At 52.5% G+C, this 18,486-nt stretch carries 17 protein-coding genes; 8 read left to right on the forward strand and 9 right to left on the reverse strand.

Annotated elements, in window-relative coordinates; translation table 11 throughout:
• The first annotated feature begins 197 nt into the window (after positions 1-197).
• Both LG301_RS06925 and LG301_RS06930 read left to right on the forward strand, forming a co-directional pair.
• Positions 198-614, forward strand: coding sequence for an SRPBCC family protein (locus tag LG301_RS06925; RefSeq protein ID WP_263069112.1), 417 nt, complete (start codon positions 198-200; stop codon positions 612-614).
• A complete protein-coding gene (locus LG301_RS06930) occupies positions 607-1,272 on the forward strand; it encodes a TVP38/TMEM64 family protein (RefSeq protein ID WP_404474587.1) in 666 nt (221 codons plus the stop codon). The genes LG301_RS06925 and LG301_RS06930 overlap by 8 nt, the downstream gene beginning before the upstream one ends.
• A gap of 41 nt (positions 1,273-1,313) precedes the next feature.
• Here LG301_RS06930 and LG301_RS06935 read toward each other — a convergent pair whose 3' ends face one another.
• From LG301_RS06935 to LG301_RS06975, 9 genes are all read right to left on the reverse strand, one after another.
• Entirely contained in the window at positions 1,314-1,553 is a 240-nt protein-coding gene (locus tag LG301_RS06935) for a DUF2789 domain-containing protein (RefSeq protein WP_404474589.1), read from the reverse strand.
• Positions 1,554-1,638: 85 nt separating this feature from the next.
• Positions 1,639-2,682, reverse strand: coding sequence for an asparaginase (locus LG301_RS06940; protein ID WP_404475199.1), 1,044 nt, complete (start codon positions 2,680-2,682; stop codon positions 1,639-1,641).
• 95 nt (positions 2,683-2,777) lie between these two features.
• Complete coding sequence (locus tag LG301_RS06945) at positions 2,778-3,977, reverse strand: MFS transporter (RefSeq protein WP_404474590.1); 1,200 nt, start codon at positions 3,975-3,977, stop codon at positions 2,778-2,780.
• Between the two features lie 9 nt (positions 3,978-3,986).
• A complete protein-coding gene (locus LG301_RS06950; RefSeq protein WP_404474592.1) occupies positions 3,987-4,490 on the reverse strand; it encodes a hypothetical protein in 504 nt (167 codons plus the stop codon).
• Between the two features lie 77 nt (positions 4,491-4,567).
• On the reverse strand, positions 4,568-5,821 hold the full coding sequence (locus tag LG301_RS06955) for a DEAD/DEAH box helicase (RefSeq protein WP_404474593.1): 1,254 nt from the start codon (positions 5,819-5,821) through the stop codon (positions 4,568-4,570).
• A gap of 263 nt (positions 5,822-6,084) precedes the next feature.
• Positions 6,085-6,555, reverse strand: coding sequence for a helix-hairpin-helix domain-containing protein (locus LG301_RS06960; RefSeq protein ID WP_404474595.1), 471 nt, complete (start codon positions 6,553-6,555; stop codon positions 6,085-6,087).
• Positions 6,556-6,665: 110 nt separating this feature from the next.
• Positions 6,666-7,253: a membrane integrity-associated transporter subunit PqiC gene (locus LG301_RS06965; protein ID WP_404474597.1), complete on the reverse strand. Its 588-nt coding sequence runs from the start codon at positions 7,251-7,253 to the stop codon at positions 6,666-6,668.
• Positions 7,254-7,265: 12 nt separating this feature from the next.
• Positions 7,266-8,951 carry an intermembrane transport protein PqiB gene (gene pqiB, locus LG301_RS06970; RefSeq protein ID WP_404474599.1) on the reverse strand — a complete coding sequence of 562 codons (1,686 nt, stop codon included), beginning with the start codon at positions 8,949-8,951 and terminating at the stop codon, positions 7,266-7,268.
• Positions 8,944-10,305, reverse strand: coding sequence for a PqiA/YebS family transporter subunit (locus LG301_RS06975; protein ID WP_404474601.1), 1,362 nt, complete (start codon positions 10,303-10,305; stop codon positions 8,944-8,946). The genes pqiB and LG301_RS06975 overlap by 8 nt, the downstream gene beginning before the upstream one ends.
• Before the next feature lie 150 nt (positions 10,306-10,455).
• On the opposite strand from LG301_RS06975, the gene LG301_RS06980 reads away from it, so the two are divergent.
• The 6 genes from LG301_RS06980 to LG301_RS07005 all read left to right on the forward strand — a co-directional run bounded on the left by LG301_RS06980 (position 10,456) and on the right by LG301_RS07005 (position 18,458).
• The gene (locus tag LG301_RS06980; RefSeq protein ID WP_404474603.1) at positions 10,456-11,430 is read left to right on the forward strand and encodes a calcium/sodium antiporter; all 975 of its coding nucleotides are present in this window, start codon (positions 10,456-10,458) and stop codon (positions 11,428-11,430) included.
• Between the two features lie 196 nt (positions 11,431-11,626).
• Positions 11,627-13,042, forward strand: a complete 1,416-nt coding sequence (locus LG301_RS06985; protein WP_404474604.1) for a cytochrome ubiquinol oxidase subunit I — start codon at positions 11,627-11,629, stop codon at positions 13,040-13,042.
• Between the two features lie 2 nt (positions 13,043-13,044).
• A complete protein-coding gene (gene cydB / locus LG301_RS06990; RefSeq protein WP_404474607.1) occupies positions 13,045-14,046 on the forward strand; it encodes a cytochrome d ubiquinol oxidase subunit II in 1,002 nt (333 codons plus the stop codon).
• Between the two features lie 4 nt (positions 14,047-14,050).
• A complete protein-coding gene (gene cydD / locus LG301_RS06995; RefSeq protein WP_404474609.1) occupies positions 14,051-15,727 on the forward strand; it encodes a thiol reductant ABC exporter subunit CydD in 1,677 nt (558 codons plus the stop codon).
• A complete protein-coding gene (cydC, locus tag LG301_RS07000) occupies positions 15,724-17,445 on the forward strand; it encodes a thiol reductant ABC exporter subunit CydC (RefSeq protein WP_404474611.1) in 1,722 nt (573 codons plus the stop codon). The genes cydD and cydC overlap by 4 nt, the downstream gene beginning before the upstream one ends.
• A 20-nt stretch (positions 17,446-17,465) precedes the next feature.
• The gene (locus tag LG301_RS07005; RefSeq protein ID WP_404474613.1) at positions 17,466-18,458 is read left to right on the forward strand and encodes an adenosine deaminase; all 993 of its coding nucleotides are present in this window, start codon (positions 17,466-17,468) and stop codon (positions 18,456-18,458) included.
• Positions 18,459-18,486 lie beyond the last annotated feature (28 nt).

The raw sequence follows: 18,486 nt of genomic DNA on the forward strand, positions 1-18,486 counted from the left end.
TGCTCATTGTCGGAGAATTTATCGTGTGCTTGCCGCTTGGCAAGGCAGTGTTCCGGGGTCCGGTCCGGAAGTGCGGCAGTGTACGCAATGTGGTGTGTTATGACCAGTAGAGAAGCTTTGGGGGGTGCTATGTCGTTGAGTATGTCGGTATGGTTTGGCATGTTAAGCTATTTATTCCAGCTGTTAGAGACAAGCTCATGGCCACCATAGAACATAGTGAGATTATCAAAGCGTCCCCAGAGCGTGTATTTGAGTTATTGCGTCGTGTTGAAGATTTTGCGGACTACTCTGACCTAATTCGCTCAATCGATACGCTTGGCAACGACCGTTACCGCTGGCATGTGCGGGCGGTCGGAATGGACTGGTCGTTCGATGTGGAAGTGACAGAGATTCAGCCTCCTCATGTGTTGGCATGGGAGTCCTTGGAAGGGGTCAAGAATCAGGGACGCTACCAGCTGCGCGCGGTGCCCGAAGGTACGAAGGTAGAGTTAACGCTACGCTATGAAATCCGTAATCGTTTAATGGAAAAAGCGGTTAATAAAGCGGCCAAGCCGCTAGTTGGTAAAGTTAGCCGCCAAATACTCGAACGGGTTGAAGCCCGTCTGCATGAATAATTTTACACGCTACTCATGGCGGTGGGCCGCTGGCTTCGCGGTTGTGGCGATGTTCGCTTACGTGTGGTTATGGTACTCCCCAGATCTACTAGCGGTAAAACGCTGGGCAGCCACGATGTCTCATCATCCTGTTGTGATCGTGGGTGTCATGGTGACAATGGCGGTAACGTTAGCCATCGGGCTGCCAGGCAGCATTGGCCTGTGGTTAATCGCTCCCTTTTATTCGCCGTTGATTGCGACATTTATGTTGACGATTAGCAGTGTTGCTGGCGCATGGGGGGCCTACCTGTTAGCGGCGAACGCGGGCGACCGCTGGAACCCAAAAGGATTGACGCTCAAGGTTATGAACACGTTAGAGGCGCGTAGCGATCTTCTTACCCAGTGCGCGCTGCGTGTCTTGCCGGGCTTTCCCCATTCGGTAATCAACTTTGCAGCCGGTTTGCGGCGCATCGCGCTGAGCCGTTATTTACTCGCGGCAGCGCTTGGTTTATCGGTGAAATGGGCAGTTTACAGCAGTGCTATTTATGGCGCGCTGGAAGCGATTGAAGAGGAGAATGCGCTTCAGCTTGACGTTATATTTCCTCTTCTGGCGCTAGCGGTACTACTGCTGGTAGGAAGCTGGTTCAGGCGCCGCGTTGAAGCGGCGCGAAGGTTTTAGCATTCTGTTGGATGTCACACTGCTGTATGCAATACCGTAAATTAGGAATTTTTGTGCATTGAAGCATCTAAATGGTCGACGACTTCAGCCCAGTCGGCATCCTCATCAACGGCTTCGCGTAAAAACTCCGCTTGACCCTCATTCCAGCAGGGAGCATCCGCTAAGGCCATCTCTTCAGGTAGTGGAGAGTGGCGCTGAATAAATCGCTCAATAGATTGAGCGTCTGATGGTAGGCCGAGCTGCTCAAAAAGTTCGCTAAAATGGTGTACGGGTTGTTCCATATTTTGCTTTCCTTTCCAGTGGTTAACGTACACTTAAACATAGCGTGAATGAGCGGCTATGCCAGTCTCTTTTCTCAACGGCGCGTTAGCGTTCGCCCACAAGGGGCGTTAAGAAGCGGTGGCGTTGGTCTTCTAGCGAGAGCGGCTGCGCAAGCAGATGTACTAGCTTGGTGTAGGCTGCTTCGGGCGTCATATCATCGCCTGATAGTACGCCAGCGTCTGCAAGGCCATCGCCCGCTGCATAGGCGCCAAGATGAATGCTTCCTTGCGGACATTGACTAATCGCGGCGATCAGTTTTCCTTCCCCGCTGGCTTCGGCGATCAGGGCAAGCAGTTCTGGGTTGCTGGGAAGGTTGCCTGCTCCCCATAGCTGTATAAGCGCACCTTTGCACCGCGAATCTCCCAGCGTCGCCTTGAGTTGCCAGGGGCTAATGCCAGGCCATAGAATCACTCTTGCGACTTCTCCCTGGGCCAGTGGCCGATAGTCAACGAGCTCAAATCGCGGAGCGCCACGCTGTTGGTGGACCAGCCCCCGGCTAGGGTAGTGTATAAAGTCTTCCCCTATTCGTTCGCCAAGTAGAGGATAGTTGGGCGAGGAGAAGGCATCGGCTGCCTCGCTATGCTGCTTAACGGAGCGCGCGCCTCGTAACAGTCGGTTTGCAAAATAGATGGCGACTTCTTGCAGCGCTGGTTGAGCGGCAAAGCGAAACGCGCCGTATAGATTGTCTAACGCGTCGCTATTCGAGGCTTCTAGCGGCTGCATGGCGCCTGTCAGAACCACAGGGCGGTCTATTCCCTGTAATTGATAGGCAAGGCTGGACGCTGTCCAGCTTAAGGTATCCGTGCCATGAATAATCACAAAGCCACGATACGCGTTTATGTTGTCGGCGATGTCTTTCGCCAACTGCTGCCAGTTAAGCGGCGTGGCAGTACTTGAGTCAATTAGCGATGCGTAGCTGATGACATCAAAAGCGGGCAGGCTTTGCTGCTGTGCCAGGGGAAGCGTGTTTAATGCCTGGTGTAAGCGTTCACTAAAATTGCCGCCAGGAGCCAAGCCATTGGCTTGTTGCAACATACCAATGGTGCCACCGGTATAAATAACCAGCAGGCGATCTTTAGTCGGCGCCATAGACGTTAAAGTTGAAATCGTACTCACAGTTCTATCCTAAAGTGTTTGACGGCTGCACTCATGAGTCGCTGTTACTGGCTAGCATCGTGAGTCATTTAGTTGTTATGTACTAACAGCTCGCCCGATTGATCGTCTAGCTGACGTTTACGGCCAGCGAGTAGCGCAAAACCGCAGCAGACTAGTATCAATAAAATAAGTAGCCAAGCGATGTCGGCAATGTTAGCCCCTGCTTGGAGCATCAAACCCACGCCAAATGGCCCAAGGGCTGCAAGGGTGTAACCTCCACCTTGAACGAGACCTGATAGCTGACCGGCTAAACGTGACGTAGCGGTTCTCAATACTAAAAGGCTAAGCGCTAGGCTGAAACTGCCGCCTTGGCCAATACCCAGCAGTGCTGCACCCGGCCACTTCCAGGCAAGCGGTGCGATGAGCAGCATCCATAGGCCAAGTGCAGTGCTGAACAGTACCAATAGCAGCGCGGGGCGCTGGTCTTTACCCAGGCGTGCTAACCAAGGGGCGGCAAGGGCAGCACCTAACTGACACATAATGGAAATAGCCATTGTCCAGCCCGCCGCTGCTTCACTATATCCGCGGTATACCAACAAGGTGGGCAGCCAGCCGAACACGATATAGGCCATTGAGGACTGGATGCCCATAAACAGCATCACGTGCCATGTCAGCGGTTTGCGCAGTAAATGTAAGAGCGGGGCTTTTGATGCGGCGGGTTGTTCTGAGCGCTGGGCCACGGGGGCTTTTGCGATCCAAAGAATAAGTGCCACAAGCGCCAACAGTGACCAACTCATTAAACTCAACTGCCAACTGCCTAGCCACTGCATAAGCGGAACGCTAAGGCCAGCACCCAGTGCTCCCCCAAAGCAGAGCGCCATGGTGTAAAGCCCCGTGAGTAAGTCGGCACTTTCGGGTAGCTCGCGTTTCACTAGGGCGGGCAGCAGCGTGCCGCTAATGCCGATTGCGGCGCCCGCCATTGCCGAGCCAATAAACAGACTGCCGGGCAGCGGTAGCCCCCTCAGTGTTAGTCCACTGGCTAATAATAAAAGCGCGCCGCTTAACGCACGTTCACTGCCAAACCGGTGAGCCAATAGCGGTGCAAGTGGGGCTGCTAGGCCCAAAAAAAGCACCGGTAACGTGGTGAGGATGCCCGCCGCCGCCGGCGTTAAACCGGCGGTTTCTTGTAAGCGGTTGAGCAACGGCGCAACCGACGACATAGCAGGGCGTAAATTAAGCCCAACTACGAACATCAGTAAGATGAACGTTAGGGCACGACGAGAGACCATAGCGGGTGCTTATTGAAGGTGTGGGCGTAAATCACCACGCACGGCATCGAGTAGAGTAATGAAGTGATAATCTTGAGGAGTATCCAAACAATCTACCCGAACCTGGGTGCGCATTCCTTTATTAATATCTAATTTATCATAGATTTCGAGGGTCAGCTTGCGTGCCGGTTTATCGCCAGGCGCGATAATGCCCTCTTCAAGGGTAAACGTTTCTAGCAGGGTCACACGCACCCGCGTGCTGTTGCCTTCGCTGAGTACACGCCGTACGAAGAGCCAGCCTTCGCAGGGGAGCGCGTCATTGCTGTCGCGCTCGCGTAAAAAAAGCGTACGGTAGCAGGCGCCTTCGATCGATGCCTTTTCTGCCATGCTGCGATAGGCTTGAAGCACTTGTGCCGAAGAAGCGCGTGCGTCTTCAAGGCGCTGTGATATACCTTGATGTTCGCGGCTCAACTGTTCTTGATGCTGAAAGGTAAGCCACTGACGGTATTCATTAATTAGTTGCTTCGTCGCCATAATCACTCCATGAATCAATTCAGCGGTAATACCGGAATATGCAAGGCGTTAACCTTCGCATATTCCTTCTCGGCAGGCTAGCGGCGGGCGCGACGGCGTTCGCCGCCTGACGGCGCGGACTGCCCGTCAGGCTTACGTTTGGCGCGGGGTTGTCGCTGGCCACGGCGTCCGTTTTCTATGGGCTCAGGTTTAACATTGGGGTCAGGTTCGAAACCGGGCTCGATACGTTTGGGAAGTGTCTGCTTGATCAACCGCTCGATGCCGCTGAGCAAGCCATGCTCATCAACACATACCAATGATATGGCTTCACCATTACTGCCGGCACGCCCCGTGCGACCAATGCGATGCACATAGTCTTCCGCTACATTTGGCAGGTCAAAGTTCACTACATGAGGAAGCTCATTGATATCCAGCCCGCGTGCGGCGATATCGGTAGCCACTAACACTTGTAGATCCCCACTTTTGAAAGCGCCTAATGCTCGAGTCCTGGCGCCCTGGCTTTTATTGCCATGGATGGCCATCGCAGGAATGTCTTGCTTTGAGAGCTGTTCTGCTAGGCGGTTGGCGCCATGCTTGGTGCGTGTAAATACCAATACCTGAAACCAGTTATGCTGCTGGATCAAATGAGCAAGCAATTCGCGCTTTTTGTCACGATCAACGCGGTAAATGGCCTGTTCGATTCTTTCGGCTGTGGTGTTGCGCGGTGCAACTTCAATCAGCGCGGGATTATCGAGCAGTTGCTGGGCGAGTGCCTGTATTTCATTAGAAAACGTCGCAGAAAACAGCAGGTTTTGACGCTTCTTAGGCACTAGGCGCAGTATCCGCTTAATGTCATGAATAAAGCCCATGTCGAGCATGCGATCGGCTTCATCAAGGACCAGAATTTCAACCGCTGACAAATCGACATGGCCTTGCTGATGAAGGTCCAGTAGCCTGCCTGGGGTGGCAACCAAAACATCCAAGCCTGCTTTTAAGGCATCTACCTGGGGCTGCTGGCCGACGCCGCCAAAAATAATGTGAGAGCGAAGCGCAAGGTGTTGGCCGTAAGCCGAAACGCTTTCACCTACCTGTGCGGCTAACTCACGCGTTGGCGTGAGCACTAGAGCTCTTACTTGGCGCTTAGCGGGGCGCTTGCCGTTAGCCAGCCGCTGCAGCATAGGCAGTGTAAAGCCAGCTGTTTTACCCGTGCCGGTTTGGGCGCTGGCAAGTAGGTCTCGTCCCTCTAATACAACGGGGATAGCCTTTAATTGAATAGGGGTTGGCTGGGTATAGCCCTGCGCGGTAACCGCGCGCAGTAGGTCATCGTGCAGACCAAGTTCAGAAAAGCTCATGCGTTCTCCGCAATCACCTAGCAAGCAACGCCGGCATGCGGCGGGTTGCTAAGCGTCATGTTCAAAAAGCGAGGGTGATTCACCGTCGCGGCAGCAACGTCTGCCAAACAGTGTATGCAGCCGCAAACGATATTTATTTAGTCATAAAAAACCAGTGCGTGACGCAAGGTTTTTACGGGGGTGACGGGGTGAAGCTGAAAGATAACGGTAATACATTGTTTTAGTGTATCACGAATGTGGGCTGGCGGCGCCTTGCAACGCGGTTATTGATGGTCAACGTGCTGGGTATAAAGCGTGGTAACCCGTGCATGACTGGCAGCAGGCAAAGGCAATGCCGCCACTTCCTCGGCGTTAAGCTCAAAGAGTTGGTTGGGGTGTGCTATACCCGCGTCAAACAGTTGTGTCGCCGTAGCAGGTCCAATGCCGTCTAGCGTCATCAGCGGGCCGGTAAAGTTTTCGAGAATATGTGCTTGCTGCTGGGCAGAACAGGGCGCGCTGTATAGTGCAAGAGCTTGTTCAGCAATGAAGCGTTCGATGCGCTCCAGGGATGCGAGGGTCTCAGTCGACACGCCTTGAGTAATGAGCACGTCAGTGAGCGCCTCATGGCTGTGTTGGGCTTTTTCCAGTAACGAGAGTGATAAGTCACCTGTAAGCCATGCTTCAAGAGAGTGCGTTAAGCTTGCAAGATGGTTGCACAGCGCCTCAACGTCAAAGGTATTGCCGTCACTATTCATAACGCATCCTTGTTCGGGTTTTTTAAGTAGCCTGAGTCTTAGTTTAAGAACGTTTTTTAAAAAACCAAATAAACGTTATGCATTTGCACGTTTACAGGACGTTGGGGACGCTATTCAAAATAGTTGCCTTGTTGCAGCTGGTTCGCAATCTGAGCGGCACTGTTAGCCCAGCTGGAGCTGAGCGCGCGCACGAGTGCTGGGTAGCCATCTTCATTGAGTTCTGTTTTAACGTTAAAGCTCTTCAATGCCAGCAATTCATTGCTGGCACTTCTGAGTTGCCACTGGCCACTGGCTACCGCAATGCCATCATATCTGCCCTGGAACTGGTCAATTTCCAGTTGCAACGTGAGAGCGTTGGATGCATTGCTCTCTTCTCGGACGACCTGGATCGTAGGTAGCTCATGCGCCAGGTGTGCCCGTAGAGAGCGCTCTAGCTGGCGGACGAGGCTTTCCGCCCATTGGTGCTCCCGCGCTTCATGGAGGGTAATGTCATCTAACTGCATCACAATACCGTCAACGTCTAAATAGTGTGCTAGCCGCAGCGAGCGTACATGCAGTGTACCTTGGGGCAGGGCGGGGGCGTCTACCGCCGGGCTACTGGGTAGCATGTAACGAGCGGGTGGGGTAACGCTGCTGGCACAAGCCGACAGCAAAAGGCTTAGGCTGAGCAGCGGTAAAATGTTCGCTAGGTAGCGCATGACAACTCCTTGTTAGCGTGGAGCACGGGGTATTGGGTCCTGGGTATCCAGATTATCGAACAGCAGCGCCCTGGGGTTTTCATTTAAGGTGCGGGTGAGGGGCTGTAAGTCACGCATTAAACGGTCTAAGCGTTGAATCGCGGTGGTTAGCTCCTGATAGGCAGGCGATGAGGGCGAAACGCCTTGTAACGTGCTGCGTAGTTCATCAAGTGTAGCGTTAAGGTTGCCACCAATGGCTTGAGTGTCTGGGTCATTTAACAGCTGGTTCATTGAGGCGGTAACCTCACGAACTTCGTTGAGTACGCTCTCAGACACCTGCAGATTACGATCCAGGCCAGCGAGCAGTGGCTCTACTTCTAGCGCGTTGAGCTTATCCAGTAAGTTGGTTAACTGTGCTTGGATTTGTGCGAAACCGCCTGCCACGGTGGGGAAAACCGTGCGTTCTGAGAAGGTCTCAGCCAAATACGGTTCTGCTAAATCACGCTGGAAATTAAGGTCCACAAAGAGAGCGCCTGTTAGCAAGTTGCCATTTTTTAATGAAGCGCGCAGGCCCATGCCGAACATACGCTGAAAGCGTTCCTCCCACATTTCTAAATCGATGTCTTCGTTTTCAATCCCTAGACGTTGCGGTTCAATCCGGATGAGGACAGGTATGGCAAATTGGGCTCTTGAATCGGGTTGCGGGGCGGTAAAATTCCAGGGAACCGCAGCAACGGTGCCCAAGCGAACCCCACGAAACTCTACAGGTGCTCCCTTAGAGAGACCGCGTACCGTATCCTCAACCAGTAACACGTATTCGAGATAGCGGTTAAAGGTTCCTTCGCGGGCGCTGTCTTCATCCGCATAGAGGCTAAAGCTGGCATTGGCTTCTACCGGTCGACCCATGGGAAGGTCTTCGGGAACGCCGAAGGTAACTCCGCCGCCCAAGAGGGCTTCCAGGGACTCCACATTGACACGCACGCCGTCAGCATCTAGTCGAAAATCAACGCCGCTGGAGGTCCAAAAACGGGTGCTGTCCGTTACAAGCTGCGCATAGGGCTCTTCTATGAAGACCTGATGGTGCATAGTACGAGATTCAGGCTCAAAGCGGGTGTCTTCAACACGACCTACGGTATAGCCTTGGAAAGAGACCGGGTCGCCTACGCGCAGTGAATTGCCCAACTGGCTGACTAAGCGGATTTGCAGGCCTGCCTGGCCAGCAGGCGCGACCGGTGGAACGTCGCTGACCTGAAATTCTCGGCGTGGCTCCTCCGATCTGCCTGGCTCAAGCTGAATATAGGCACCGGAAAGCACGGTGCCAAGGCCACTGATCCCTTCTCGGCCAATGCGCGGTTTGACGACCCAAAAACGACTGTCTTCGCGAAGCATCGCCTCGGCTTCAGGTTGAATGCGGGCAGTCAATACCGCGTGTGAAAGGTCGTCGGATAACCGCACGCTTTGTACCCGGCCTATTTCAACGTTACGGCTACGAATTAATGTACTGCCCGCCTCAATGCCCTCGGCATTTTCCATATTGAGCGTGACCAGCATGCCGCGGCTTGAGTAGTTGTCGTATACCAGCCACATTCCAATAATGACAGCGACAATGGGCACAATCCAGATAGGCGAAAGCCTGGTTTGAGGCGAAGACTTCGCTCTATGCAAGTTATTCTCTTCTGGCGGTGTTGGTCTTTGTTGCGGGGTTGAATTATTAGCCATCAACAGGTTCCTTGGTGGCCGTTTTACGGCGAGCAGAGCGGGGTGGTGGGGCATCCCAGATCAAGCGTGGGTCAAAGGTTATGGCCGCTAACATGGTGAACACTACCACGGCTCCAAAGGCTAATGCAGCTGGTCCGGGGGTAATGGACATTAATGAGCCAGCCCTTATTAGGGCAACTAAGATGGCGACGACAAACACATCGACCATTGACCAGCGGCCGATAAATTCGGTCAGCCTGTAAAGCCTGGTACGGCTTTGGGCGTTCAGTTCGTTGCTGCGCTTTATCACAAGGCAGAGCCATGCCAAGGCGACTAGCTTACCTACCGGTACAATGACGCTCGCAATAAAGATAACCGCTGCCACCGGCCAGGAGCCCATTTGTAGCAACTGCACTACCCCGCCAATAATGGTGGATGGTGTTGTGTGACCTAGACTGGTGGTCGTCATGATGGGGTAGACGTTAGCCGGGATATACATAATGGTGGCGGCAAAAAGCAGTGCCCAGGTGCGTTGTAAGCTGTGAGGTAAGCGCTGATGAAGCTTCTCATGGCAGCGTATACACCGGTTTTTGCTTTGTGATGAAAGGCGATTGACTAATCCACAGGTAGGGCACCCGGTGACGCTTTGGCTTGCGCCAGTGGTGCCGGTTTTTGTTCCTTCAGGCGCTAGGGGTTCGCCCTCCAGCGAAAACCACATCCAGTCGGCATCAAGGGACTGTGACGTCTTGAGTAATAACACTGCAAAAATGCAGAACGACCAAAAAGAGATACCCAGCTCAATTTGCGCCATGCCTGCGATTTTAATAAGGCTCACTAGCGCGCCGATGATAAAGACATCAGCCATCATCCAAGGAGTTAGATGGGCAAGAGAGCGCGCTATATCTCGGCTGAAGGGCATGGGCTTGGCGCGTAAAAGCCCATATTGAAGCCAAATAACACCCACCAAATAAATCGCTGGTAGCACGACAATCGTCATGATGACCGCAATGGCGACAACGGGTTGATGAAAGGTAATCAATGTCGTCGCGGTCTGCGACAGCTCAATTCGATTGCCCACGCCTCCTAGGTTAAAGCTGACAAAAGGAAACGATATCGCGATGAGAAGGGCAATAAGTGAAGCGAGTGCTAATGCCATGCTGCGCTGGGCAGGATAACGATTACGCTTCACCAGTACATGAGAACAGCGCGGACAAGTGGCTTTCTCGCCAGACTTAAGGGGGGGGAGGGCGGACACCCAGTCACACTCATGGCAAGCGCGCAGCCGCCTACGCTGAACGCGTATTTCAGGCGGCGAACGGTCGACGAGCGGCGTATTAACCGGCAACGGGCGTCTTTTTAAAGGGCTTTGGGTCAACAGGAACTCTCAATGCATTAAGTAGTTAAAGCTAATACGATGGTGGGCCGGGCTGTCAAACCGATGCATAAACTCTACTTGACGCACGTGTAGCGTTGGACAAGGATGCACTCGCGATAGTGCCTAACATTACGACATTAAGGAACTGAAATGTTGCTTGCTTATCTGGCTGTGTTGGTGGGGTTGATCTTACTTATTTGGAGTGCCGAGAAATTTATTGATGGTGCCGCAGCCACATCACGCTGGCTTGGGCTTTCTCCATTGCTGATTGGCATGCTTGTGATCGGCTTTGGGACGTCTGCGCCTGAAATGACCGTGTCGGTACTGGCCGCTATGCAGGGAAATCCGGGGTTAGCGGTAGGCAATGCGTATGGCTCAAATATTGCCAATATCGGTCTAGTGTTGGGTTTTGTAGCGCTTATTGCGCCATTGGCAGTGCATTCAGACGTCATTCGTAAAGAGATGCCGTTATTAATTGCCGTCATGCTTTTAACCGGTGTCATGCTGTTTGATGGATGGATTTCACGCTGGGAGGCTCTGGTATTGCTGGTCGCGCTAGTGCTCTTCATCGGCGTGAGTGTCGTTCGCTCTCGCAGTCAAGCGGATGATCCGCTGGTGAAAGAGGTTGCAGAGACGTTGGATAGTAAGCCTATGTCCCGTGGCAAAGCGCTTATGTGGACACTGGTGGGTTTAATTCTTTTGATTGTGAGTTCTCGTCTATTGGTATGGGGAGCGGTTGAGATCGCCGTGGGTTTTGGTGTCAGTGATCTGATTATCGGTTTGACGGTGGTTGCAATAGGCACTTCGCTGCCAGAGTTGGCATCTTCTATTAGTGCACTGCGTCGCAAAGAGCACGATATGGTGCTAGGTAACGTCGTAGGTTCCAATTTATTCAACAGCTTAGCAGTCGTGGGGCTGGCTGGGGTTATTCACCCCATTGAAGCGGGGCGTGAGGTGCTGGTGCGCGATTGGAGCGTTATGACGGGTATGACGCTGTTGATGGTGCTCTTTGCATTCTCCTGGCGCGGTCGCCCTCGTCGGATTAACCGGTTTGAAGGCGGTTTTTTGCTGGCGCTATTTCTTGCATATACGGGCTATATGGTGAGTATCGTTGTCGCTAGCTGACGTGTTTTTATCTCTGCGTCAATGCGACACAGTTCAGCGGCAAACTTTCTCTGTATAGCTATTGTCGAACCTGTAAGATAACCGGAAGTAAGAGAATAAGCTTAGTGCTTATAACTAAAATGCAGTGCCACCTCGGCTCAACTAAGCTTGTGTGACCCCTTTGATGGGATAATTGTTCAGGTCTTAGGAGAGTGTAATGGAACTCGACCCCCTGGTGTTATCGCGGATACAGTTCGCCTTTGTTGTATCGTTTCACGCTATATTCCCTGTGTTTACCATAGGCTTAGCCTCGTATATTGCCTTGCTTCACGGCCTCTATTTTAAAACCAAGAACCCAGCTTGGGACCGTTTGTCGCTGTTTTGGACAAAGGTCTTCGCTGTGGTGTTTGGCATGGGGGTAGTATCGGGTATTGTGATGTCGTTCCAATTCGGAACGAACTGGAGCAACTTCTCCCAGGCAGCATCTAACTTTTTGGGGCCTGTACTCAGCTATGAGGTGGTTACGGCCTTCTTCTTGGAAGCGGCTTTCCTTGGGGTATTGCTGTTTGGTCGAGGAAAAGTGCCGCAGGGTGTGCATCTGTTTGCCGCAATTATGGTGGCCATTGGCACCTTTATCTCATCATTTTGGATTCTGTCCGCCAACAGCTGGATGCACACGCCGGCAGGAGTCGAACTGATTGATAACCGCTTCCATGTCGTGTCATGGATGGAAGCTATCTTTAACCCCTCTTTTCCCTACCGCTTTGCCCATATGGCCATGGCATCTTTCCTTACCGGCGGATTTGTTGTTGCTGGGGTTAGCGCGTGGTTTTTATTGAGAAATCGCGACCCAGAGGCGAACCGCCGAGCACTTTCGATGTGCCTGTGGCTGTTACTGTTCCTGGCGCCCGCTCAAGCTGTCGTTGGTGATTATCATGGCTTAAATACACTAGAGCACCAGCCGACTAAAGTGGCGGCGATGGAAGGGAATTGGGAAACATCCACCAATGTACCGCTTCTGTTATTTGCTATCCCCGACCAAGAGGCGCAAACCAACCGCTTTGCCTTGGGAATCCCTAATTTGGCGAGCATTATTTTGACCCATTCAGCAGATGGCGAGGTGCCGGGCATTTCAGAAGCCTCACCTGATGAGCAGCCGCCGGTAGTCATTGTTTTTTGGGCGTTCCGCGTGATGGTGGGTATTGGCTTATTAATGATTGCCGTGGCGTTTGCGGGCTTAATCTTGCGTCGTAAAGGAGGCATTTATCACAATGCCGTCTTCCTAAAGGCGTTAACGGGCATGATTGCGATGCCTTTTGTCGCGGTTTTGGCCGGGTGGGTAGTCACCGAATCAGGCCGTTCGCCTTGGTTAGTGTATGGCATGATGACCCACGCTGAGGGGGTTACCCCGTCGCTAACAGGCCCGATGGCACTATTTACCTTGATTGGCTACGTATTGGTCTATGGTGTGGTGTTTTACGCGGGTATCTACTACCTCACGCGAGTGGTACGCAATGGCATGCTGCCGGAAGAAGAGCGTGAAACAGCAGGTGAAAATTTTCAACGGCCTATGCGCCCCATGTCTGCTGCCCATACACCCTTTGACGATGACGTAGATCCGGTTAGGAGCTAAACATGGAAATGTTTGATTTAACGCTAATATGGGCGTTCATCATCGGCTTTGGCATCATGATGTACGTCTTAATGGATGGGTTTGATTTAGGACTAGGGATACTCTATCCCTTCGCCCCAGACGAAGATGCCCGGGACGTTATGATGAACTCTGTGGCGCCTGTATGGGACGGCAACGAAACTTGGTTAGTATTAGGTGGGGCGGGTTTATTAGGCGCATTTCCACTGGTGTATTCGGTGTTCTTGCCAGCGCTCTACATTGGGGTTTTTCTGATGCTGGCAGGCCTGATTTTTCGCGGTGTAGCCTTTGAGTTTCGTTTTAAGTCACGTCGTAACCGCCGCTGGTGGAATAGGGCGTTCTGCTGGGGATCGGCGGTTGCCGCTTTTGCCCAAGGAGCTGTGGTGGGGGCATATATCCAAGGGTTTCGCGTTGAAAATTTCGCCTTTGTCGGCGGTGCCTTTGACTGGCTCACCCCATTTTCGGTTGTAACGGGCTTAGGCTTGATGGCGGGCTATGCACTGCTGGGCGCCACGTGGCTGATCTTAAAGTCCGAAGACCACATTCAGGAGTGGGCGTATAAGATAACGCCCTTACTGCTAGCTCTTGTGCTGGGCGTATTTGCGATTATTAGTTTATGGACCCCCTTTGTTGACCCCGCGGTTTGGGAGCGTTGGTTTGGTCATTTACAAATAATCTGGGTGTTCCCGGTACTTGCGCTGCTGTGTGCCTTTACGGTCTATCGGGCGGTTAAGCAGCGAAAGGAGAGTGTTCCGTTTATCGCCACAATAGGTATTTACGTATTTACTTACCTGGGCCTTATTGTTAGTAAATGGCCGGTTATTGTTCCCCCAGACCTGACAATTTGGGACGCTGCCTCGGCGCCTGAGTCTCAGCTATTTCTGTTGGTAGGTGTGGTGTTTGTTATTCCTATCATTCTCACTTATACCGCATGGACGTATTGGGTGTTCCGCGGCAAGGTAAGGGTGGGTGATGGGTACCACTAGCCCTATGCCTGATCGTGATCAAAGTGAAACGCCACATATTGCGCCGCGCTACTGGCTGAAAATACTCGCTCAACGAGAGCGCCACCGGCTAGCGGGGGCAGCCGTTTGCGGTGTTCTAGCCGGTATTCAAACCATGGCGCTGGTAGTGGGGCTAGCCTGGTTCGTTGACCAGCTAGTGATTCATCACCGTTCGCTCACGGAACTCTTGCCACTATTTGGCGGGTTGGCCTTAGCGGTAGTGCTTCGCTCTCTTTTCCTTTGGGGGCAAGAAGCATTAAGTGCTGAGGCAAGCCTTCGAATTCGTCAGTTTGCTAGAGCCGAGCTGTTAGCGAACATCGCGAAGCTTGGGCCTGTTTGGTTGACTCAGCGTCAAAGTGGCGCGTTGGCTACTCAGGCCGTGGAACACATTGATGCACTGGATGGTTACTTCGCCCGCTTTTACCCCCAGTTGCGTATTGTGGTGGCTTTGCCGCTGCTAATAGCCTGCGTGGTGGGGTGGCTCGATTATTTAGTCGCTATTTTCCTGCTCCTTTCGGCGCCGCTTATCCCGTTATTTATGGCGCTGGTAGGCATGGGGGCTGAGCGTCTGAATCGAGACCAGTTTGCGGCAGTTTCACGCTTATCCGCGCATTTTATTGATCGTGTGCGTGGCATGACGACGTTGCAGCTTTTTGGTCACACTCGCTCCGCGCAGCAAGCGGTGTGGTATGCCACAGATGAGTATCGCCGTTTAAGTATGCGCACGTTGCGGCTGGCGTTTCTATCTTCTGCAGTGCTTGAGTTCTTTGCGTCTGTCGCGATTGCGGTTGTTGCTATGTATGTAGGTTTTGGTTTGCTGGGCTATATCGATTACGGTCCTTCACCATCGCTTACACTGTTCAGTGGTTTGGCAGTGCTGCTCCTGGCGCCTGAATTCTTTCAACCTCTGCGCACGCTTTCCCAGCACTATCATGATCGTGCGGCAGCGTTAGGGGCTGCGGAAAGTATTGTTGCAATTTTGAATGAGCCACCGTTGGTGCCTCATTATATAGCGGTACCCCAGGCGCAAGGCGTAGAGTGCGAGTTAGCCGGTGTGAGTGTGGGATATGCCGGGCGAGAACCTGCACTGCAAGGTGTGAATTTGAGCATTGTTAATGGTGATGTTGTGGCCATCACTGGGGCGTCGGGGAGCGGTAAATCGTCGTTGTTAGCCGTTTTAGCAGGGTTTATGGCACCAGCCAGTGGGGAGTATCGCCGTCGGTCATCAAACGTGGCGTGGCTTGACCAAAATCCGTGCATTATTCAAGGCAGTATGGCCGACAACCTTAGGTTAGCTAATCCAGACGTGAGTGAGTCAGCGATGGTGGCGGCGTTGCACAGGGCTGGGTTAACCGCATTACTCGGGGCATTACCTGCCGGGCTTGAAAGCATGATTGGTGAGCGGGGGGTTGGCCTTTCGGGGGGGCAGGCTCAACGTCTTGCCCTTGCCCGTGTTTATTTAAGTACAGCGCCGCTAATAGTCCTGGATGAGCCGACGGCGAATTTGGACGCTTCAACGGAAAAGGTCGTCATTCAGGCGCTACTTGGGTGGGCTAGAGAGGGAAAAACGCTGGTGATTGCAACGCATCACCCCGCCATCGTTAATGTGGCTACTCGGCACTTCGTATGTAAAGCAGGTAAGCTCGATGAGGTGGCCGCATGAAGTCTATCTATCGTGAGTTCAAGCCCTGGCTTGCTCTCTTGTTGCGCCGCCGTCAACGCTTTTTGCTTGGCGCTCTGCTGGTCTGGATTACCCTGCTCGCAGGCCTCTCTCTTCTCGGCTTATCGGGGTGGTTTATAGCTTCCTGTGCCCTGGCGGGTATCGCATTAGCGGCAGGGCTGCCGTCTTCTTTAGATATTTATGTGCCCGGTGGCGGTATTCGCTTTTTCGCCTTGTTACGGACGGTTGCACGTTACGTAGAGCGTCTTTATAACCACAATACGGTATTAACGCTGCTGGCGGATCTACGTTTTCGGGTGTTCGGATATTTGACGCGCCTTGACGATGCCAGTTTACGTCGCCGTCGCGCTAGCGACTGGTTAAGCCGCTTAACGGCAGATATCGATACTCTGGATAACTTTTATCTTCGCCTTCTGATTCCGCCGCTTGTTGCGCTGTTGTGCTTACTCGCCGTGTCAGCTTTTATCGCTATTTGGTTGCCGGGCGTTGCGCTGGTGGTTGCTTTCTCATTGGGGCTGCTATGGCTGGTTATTACGTTGGGCTATGCGTGGTTTGGATTTTTCAACAGTCACCAGCAGGTTACCGATCAAAGAGAGCTACGCCACTTAGTGCTTGATCAAGTTCAAGCTTCCTCAGAGCTGATGAGTTACGGCACGAGTGCTTGGCACCAGCAGAAGATTGCTCACCATGAAGCGTACGCTGCCGCTAATCACCGGCGCTTAGCGCTTAAATCGGCGTTAGGTAGTGCATTGGTTTCCCTCGTGACCGGCATGTTGTTATTAGCCGTATTGTGGCTTGCCAGCACTGCTTTGGTTGAAGGGCGCGTCAACGGGCCAATTATGGTGATGGTTGTGTTGATCATTTTGGGTATCAATGAAGCATTTAACCTGTTGCCGGCAGCTTTTATTAAGCTAGGGGCAAGCTATGCGGCGGTTCAGCGGTTGAACATGTTAGCGGCGAATACCGTTAGTCCGTCGTCAACCGTCCTTTCTGACGAGCACCAAACTTATTCACTTTGCGTTAATGGCGTTTCGTATTGCTATCCCAACATGCTTGAGCCTGCTTTAAAAGATGTTTCATTGGAGCTTCCAGCAGCCAAGCGGGCAGTGATCACAGGCATCTCTGGCGCTGGTAAATCAACACTTGCACAGCTGCTAATGGGGCGTGTGTCGCCATCTACGGGTGATGTCAGCTTAGCAGGTGTTGCTCCCTCTGAACTGACAGAAGATAGCCGTGCAGCCTGTTTCGCGATGTTGTCTCAACAAGTGGACCTTTTCGATGGCTCATTGGCAGAGAATCTACGCATTGCTAATCCCAACGCAAGTGATGAGCAGCTATGGAATGCGTTGGATCAAGTAGCATTAGGCGACTGGGCACAGCGACAACCACAACAGCTGGCAACTCCGGTAGGTGAAAAAGGGCAGCAGCTTTCCGGTGGTCAAGCACGACGGGTGGCCTTGGCGCGCTTGTTTTTGCGTAGCCCAAGCGTAGTGTTGCTGGATGAACCTTTTGCTGGTGTGGATGCAGAAACGGCACGGCACATAGCGCGTGCTTTAGATCAGTGGCTTCACCAAAAAACAGTGATTTATTTTATCCACCAAATAGACGATGCAGCGTTATTGCCGGGAGTTGAATATTACTGGCGGCTTGCTGAAGGTCAGCTAATTACTGATACTGGCATCAATAGCTCAGTGACTTAAGCGATCTACAGGAGTTCGATATGCATAAATTTTTACGCCAGCTGCCAAAAGTAGAGCTACATCTGCATATTGAAGGCTCCCTTGAGCCTGAGCTCATGTTTGAGCTTGCGCAGCGGAATAATATTAAGCTGCCTTATGCAACGATTGAAGACGTCAAAGCGGCTTATCAGTTTGATGATCTACAGGGATTTTTAAATCTTTATTACCAGGGCATGAATGTCCTGCGCAATAAGCAGGACTTTTATGATTTGGCGATGGATTACTTTAAACGAGCAAGAGAAGAGGGTGTGGTGCATATCGATATGCACTTTGACCCACAAGCGCACTTGCAGCGCGGCGTACCGCTTGAAGTTGTGATGGCGGGACTGTTGCAAGCTAAAGATGATGCTGAAGAGTCGCTAGATTTGTCTGTCGGTATGATCATGGCATTCCTTCGGGATCGTCCAGAGGATGAAGCCTTGCACGTTTTTGAGCAGGCTGCTCCTTACTGGAAGTTTCTTGACGCGATTGGTCTAGACAGTGCGGAGCGTGATAACCCACCCTCCAAGTTTCAAACACTCTTTGCACGTGCGAAGGATGTCGGTTTAGTGCGTGTAGCTCATGCGGGTGAAGAAGGCCCCGCCAGCTATATTGTTGAGGCGCTCGATGTGCTTGATGTGCAGCGTATTGATCATGGCGTGCGCTGTTTGGAGAGCGACGCTGTAATTCAGCGCCTTCGAGAGCAGCAAACGGTACTAACCGTCTGTCCACTTTCAAATGTTAGCCTAAAAGTGGTTGAACAATTAAGCGACCACCCGCTCCCTAGGTTGCTATCGGAAGGGTTAAAAGTGACGATCAGTTCAGATGATCCAGCGTATTTTGGGGGTGGTTTACTTACTAACCACTTAGCTTGTGCTGAAGCATTTGGCTGGGGCGAAGATGTTTTTCGTACGTTAAACCGTCATGCGATCGAAGAAGCATTCACGACGGAGACGCGCCGTGAAGTATTGATGCAGCGTTTAGCGAACGCATAAACCATGTGCATTGAAGCAACTGCCGGCG

This window comes from Vreelandella venusta (assembly GCF_044809155.1).
Classification (GTDB): domain Bacteria; phylum Pseudomonadota; class Gammaproteobacteria; order Pseudomonadales; family Halomonadaceae; genus Vreelandella; species Vreelandella venusta_B.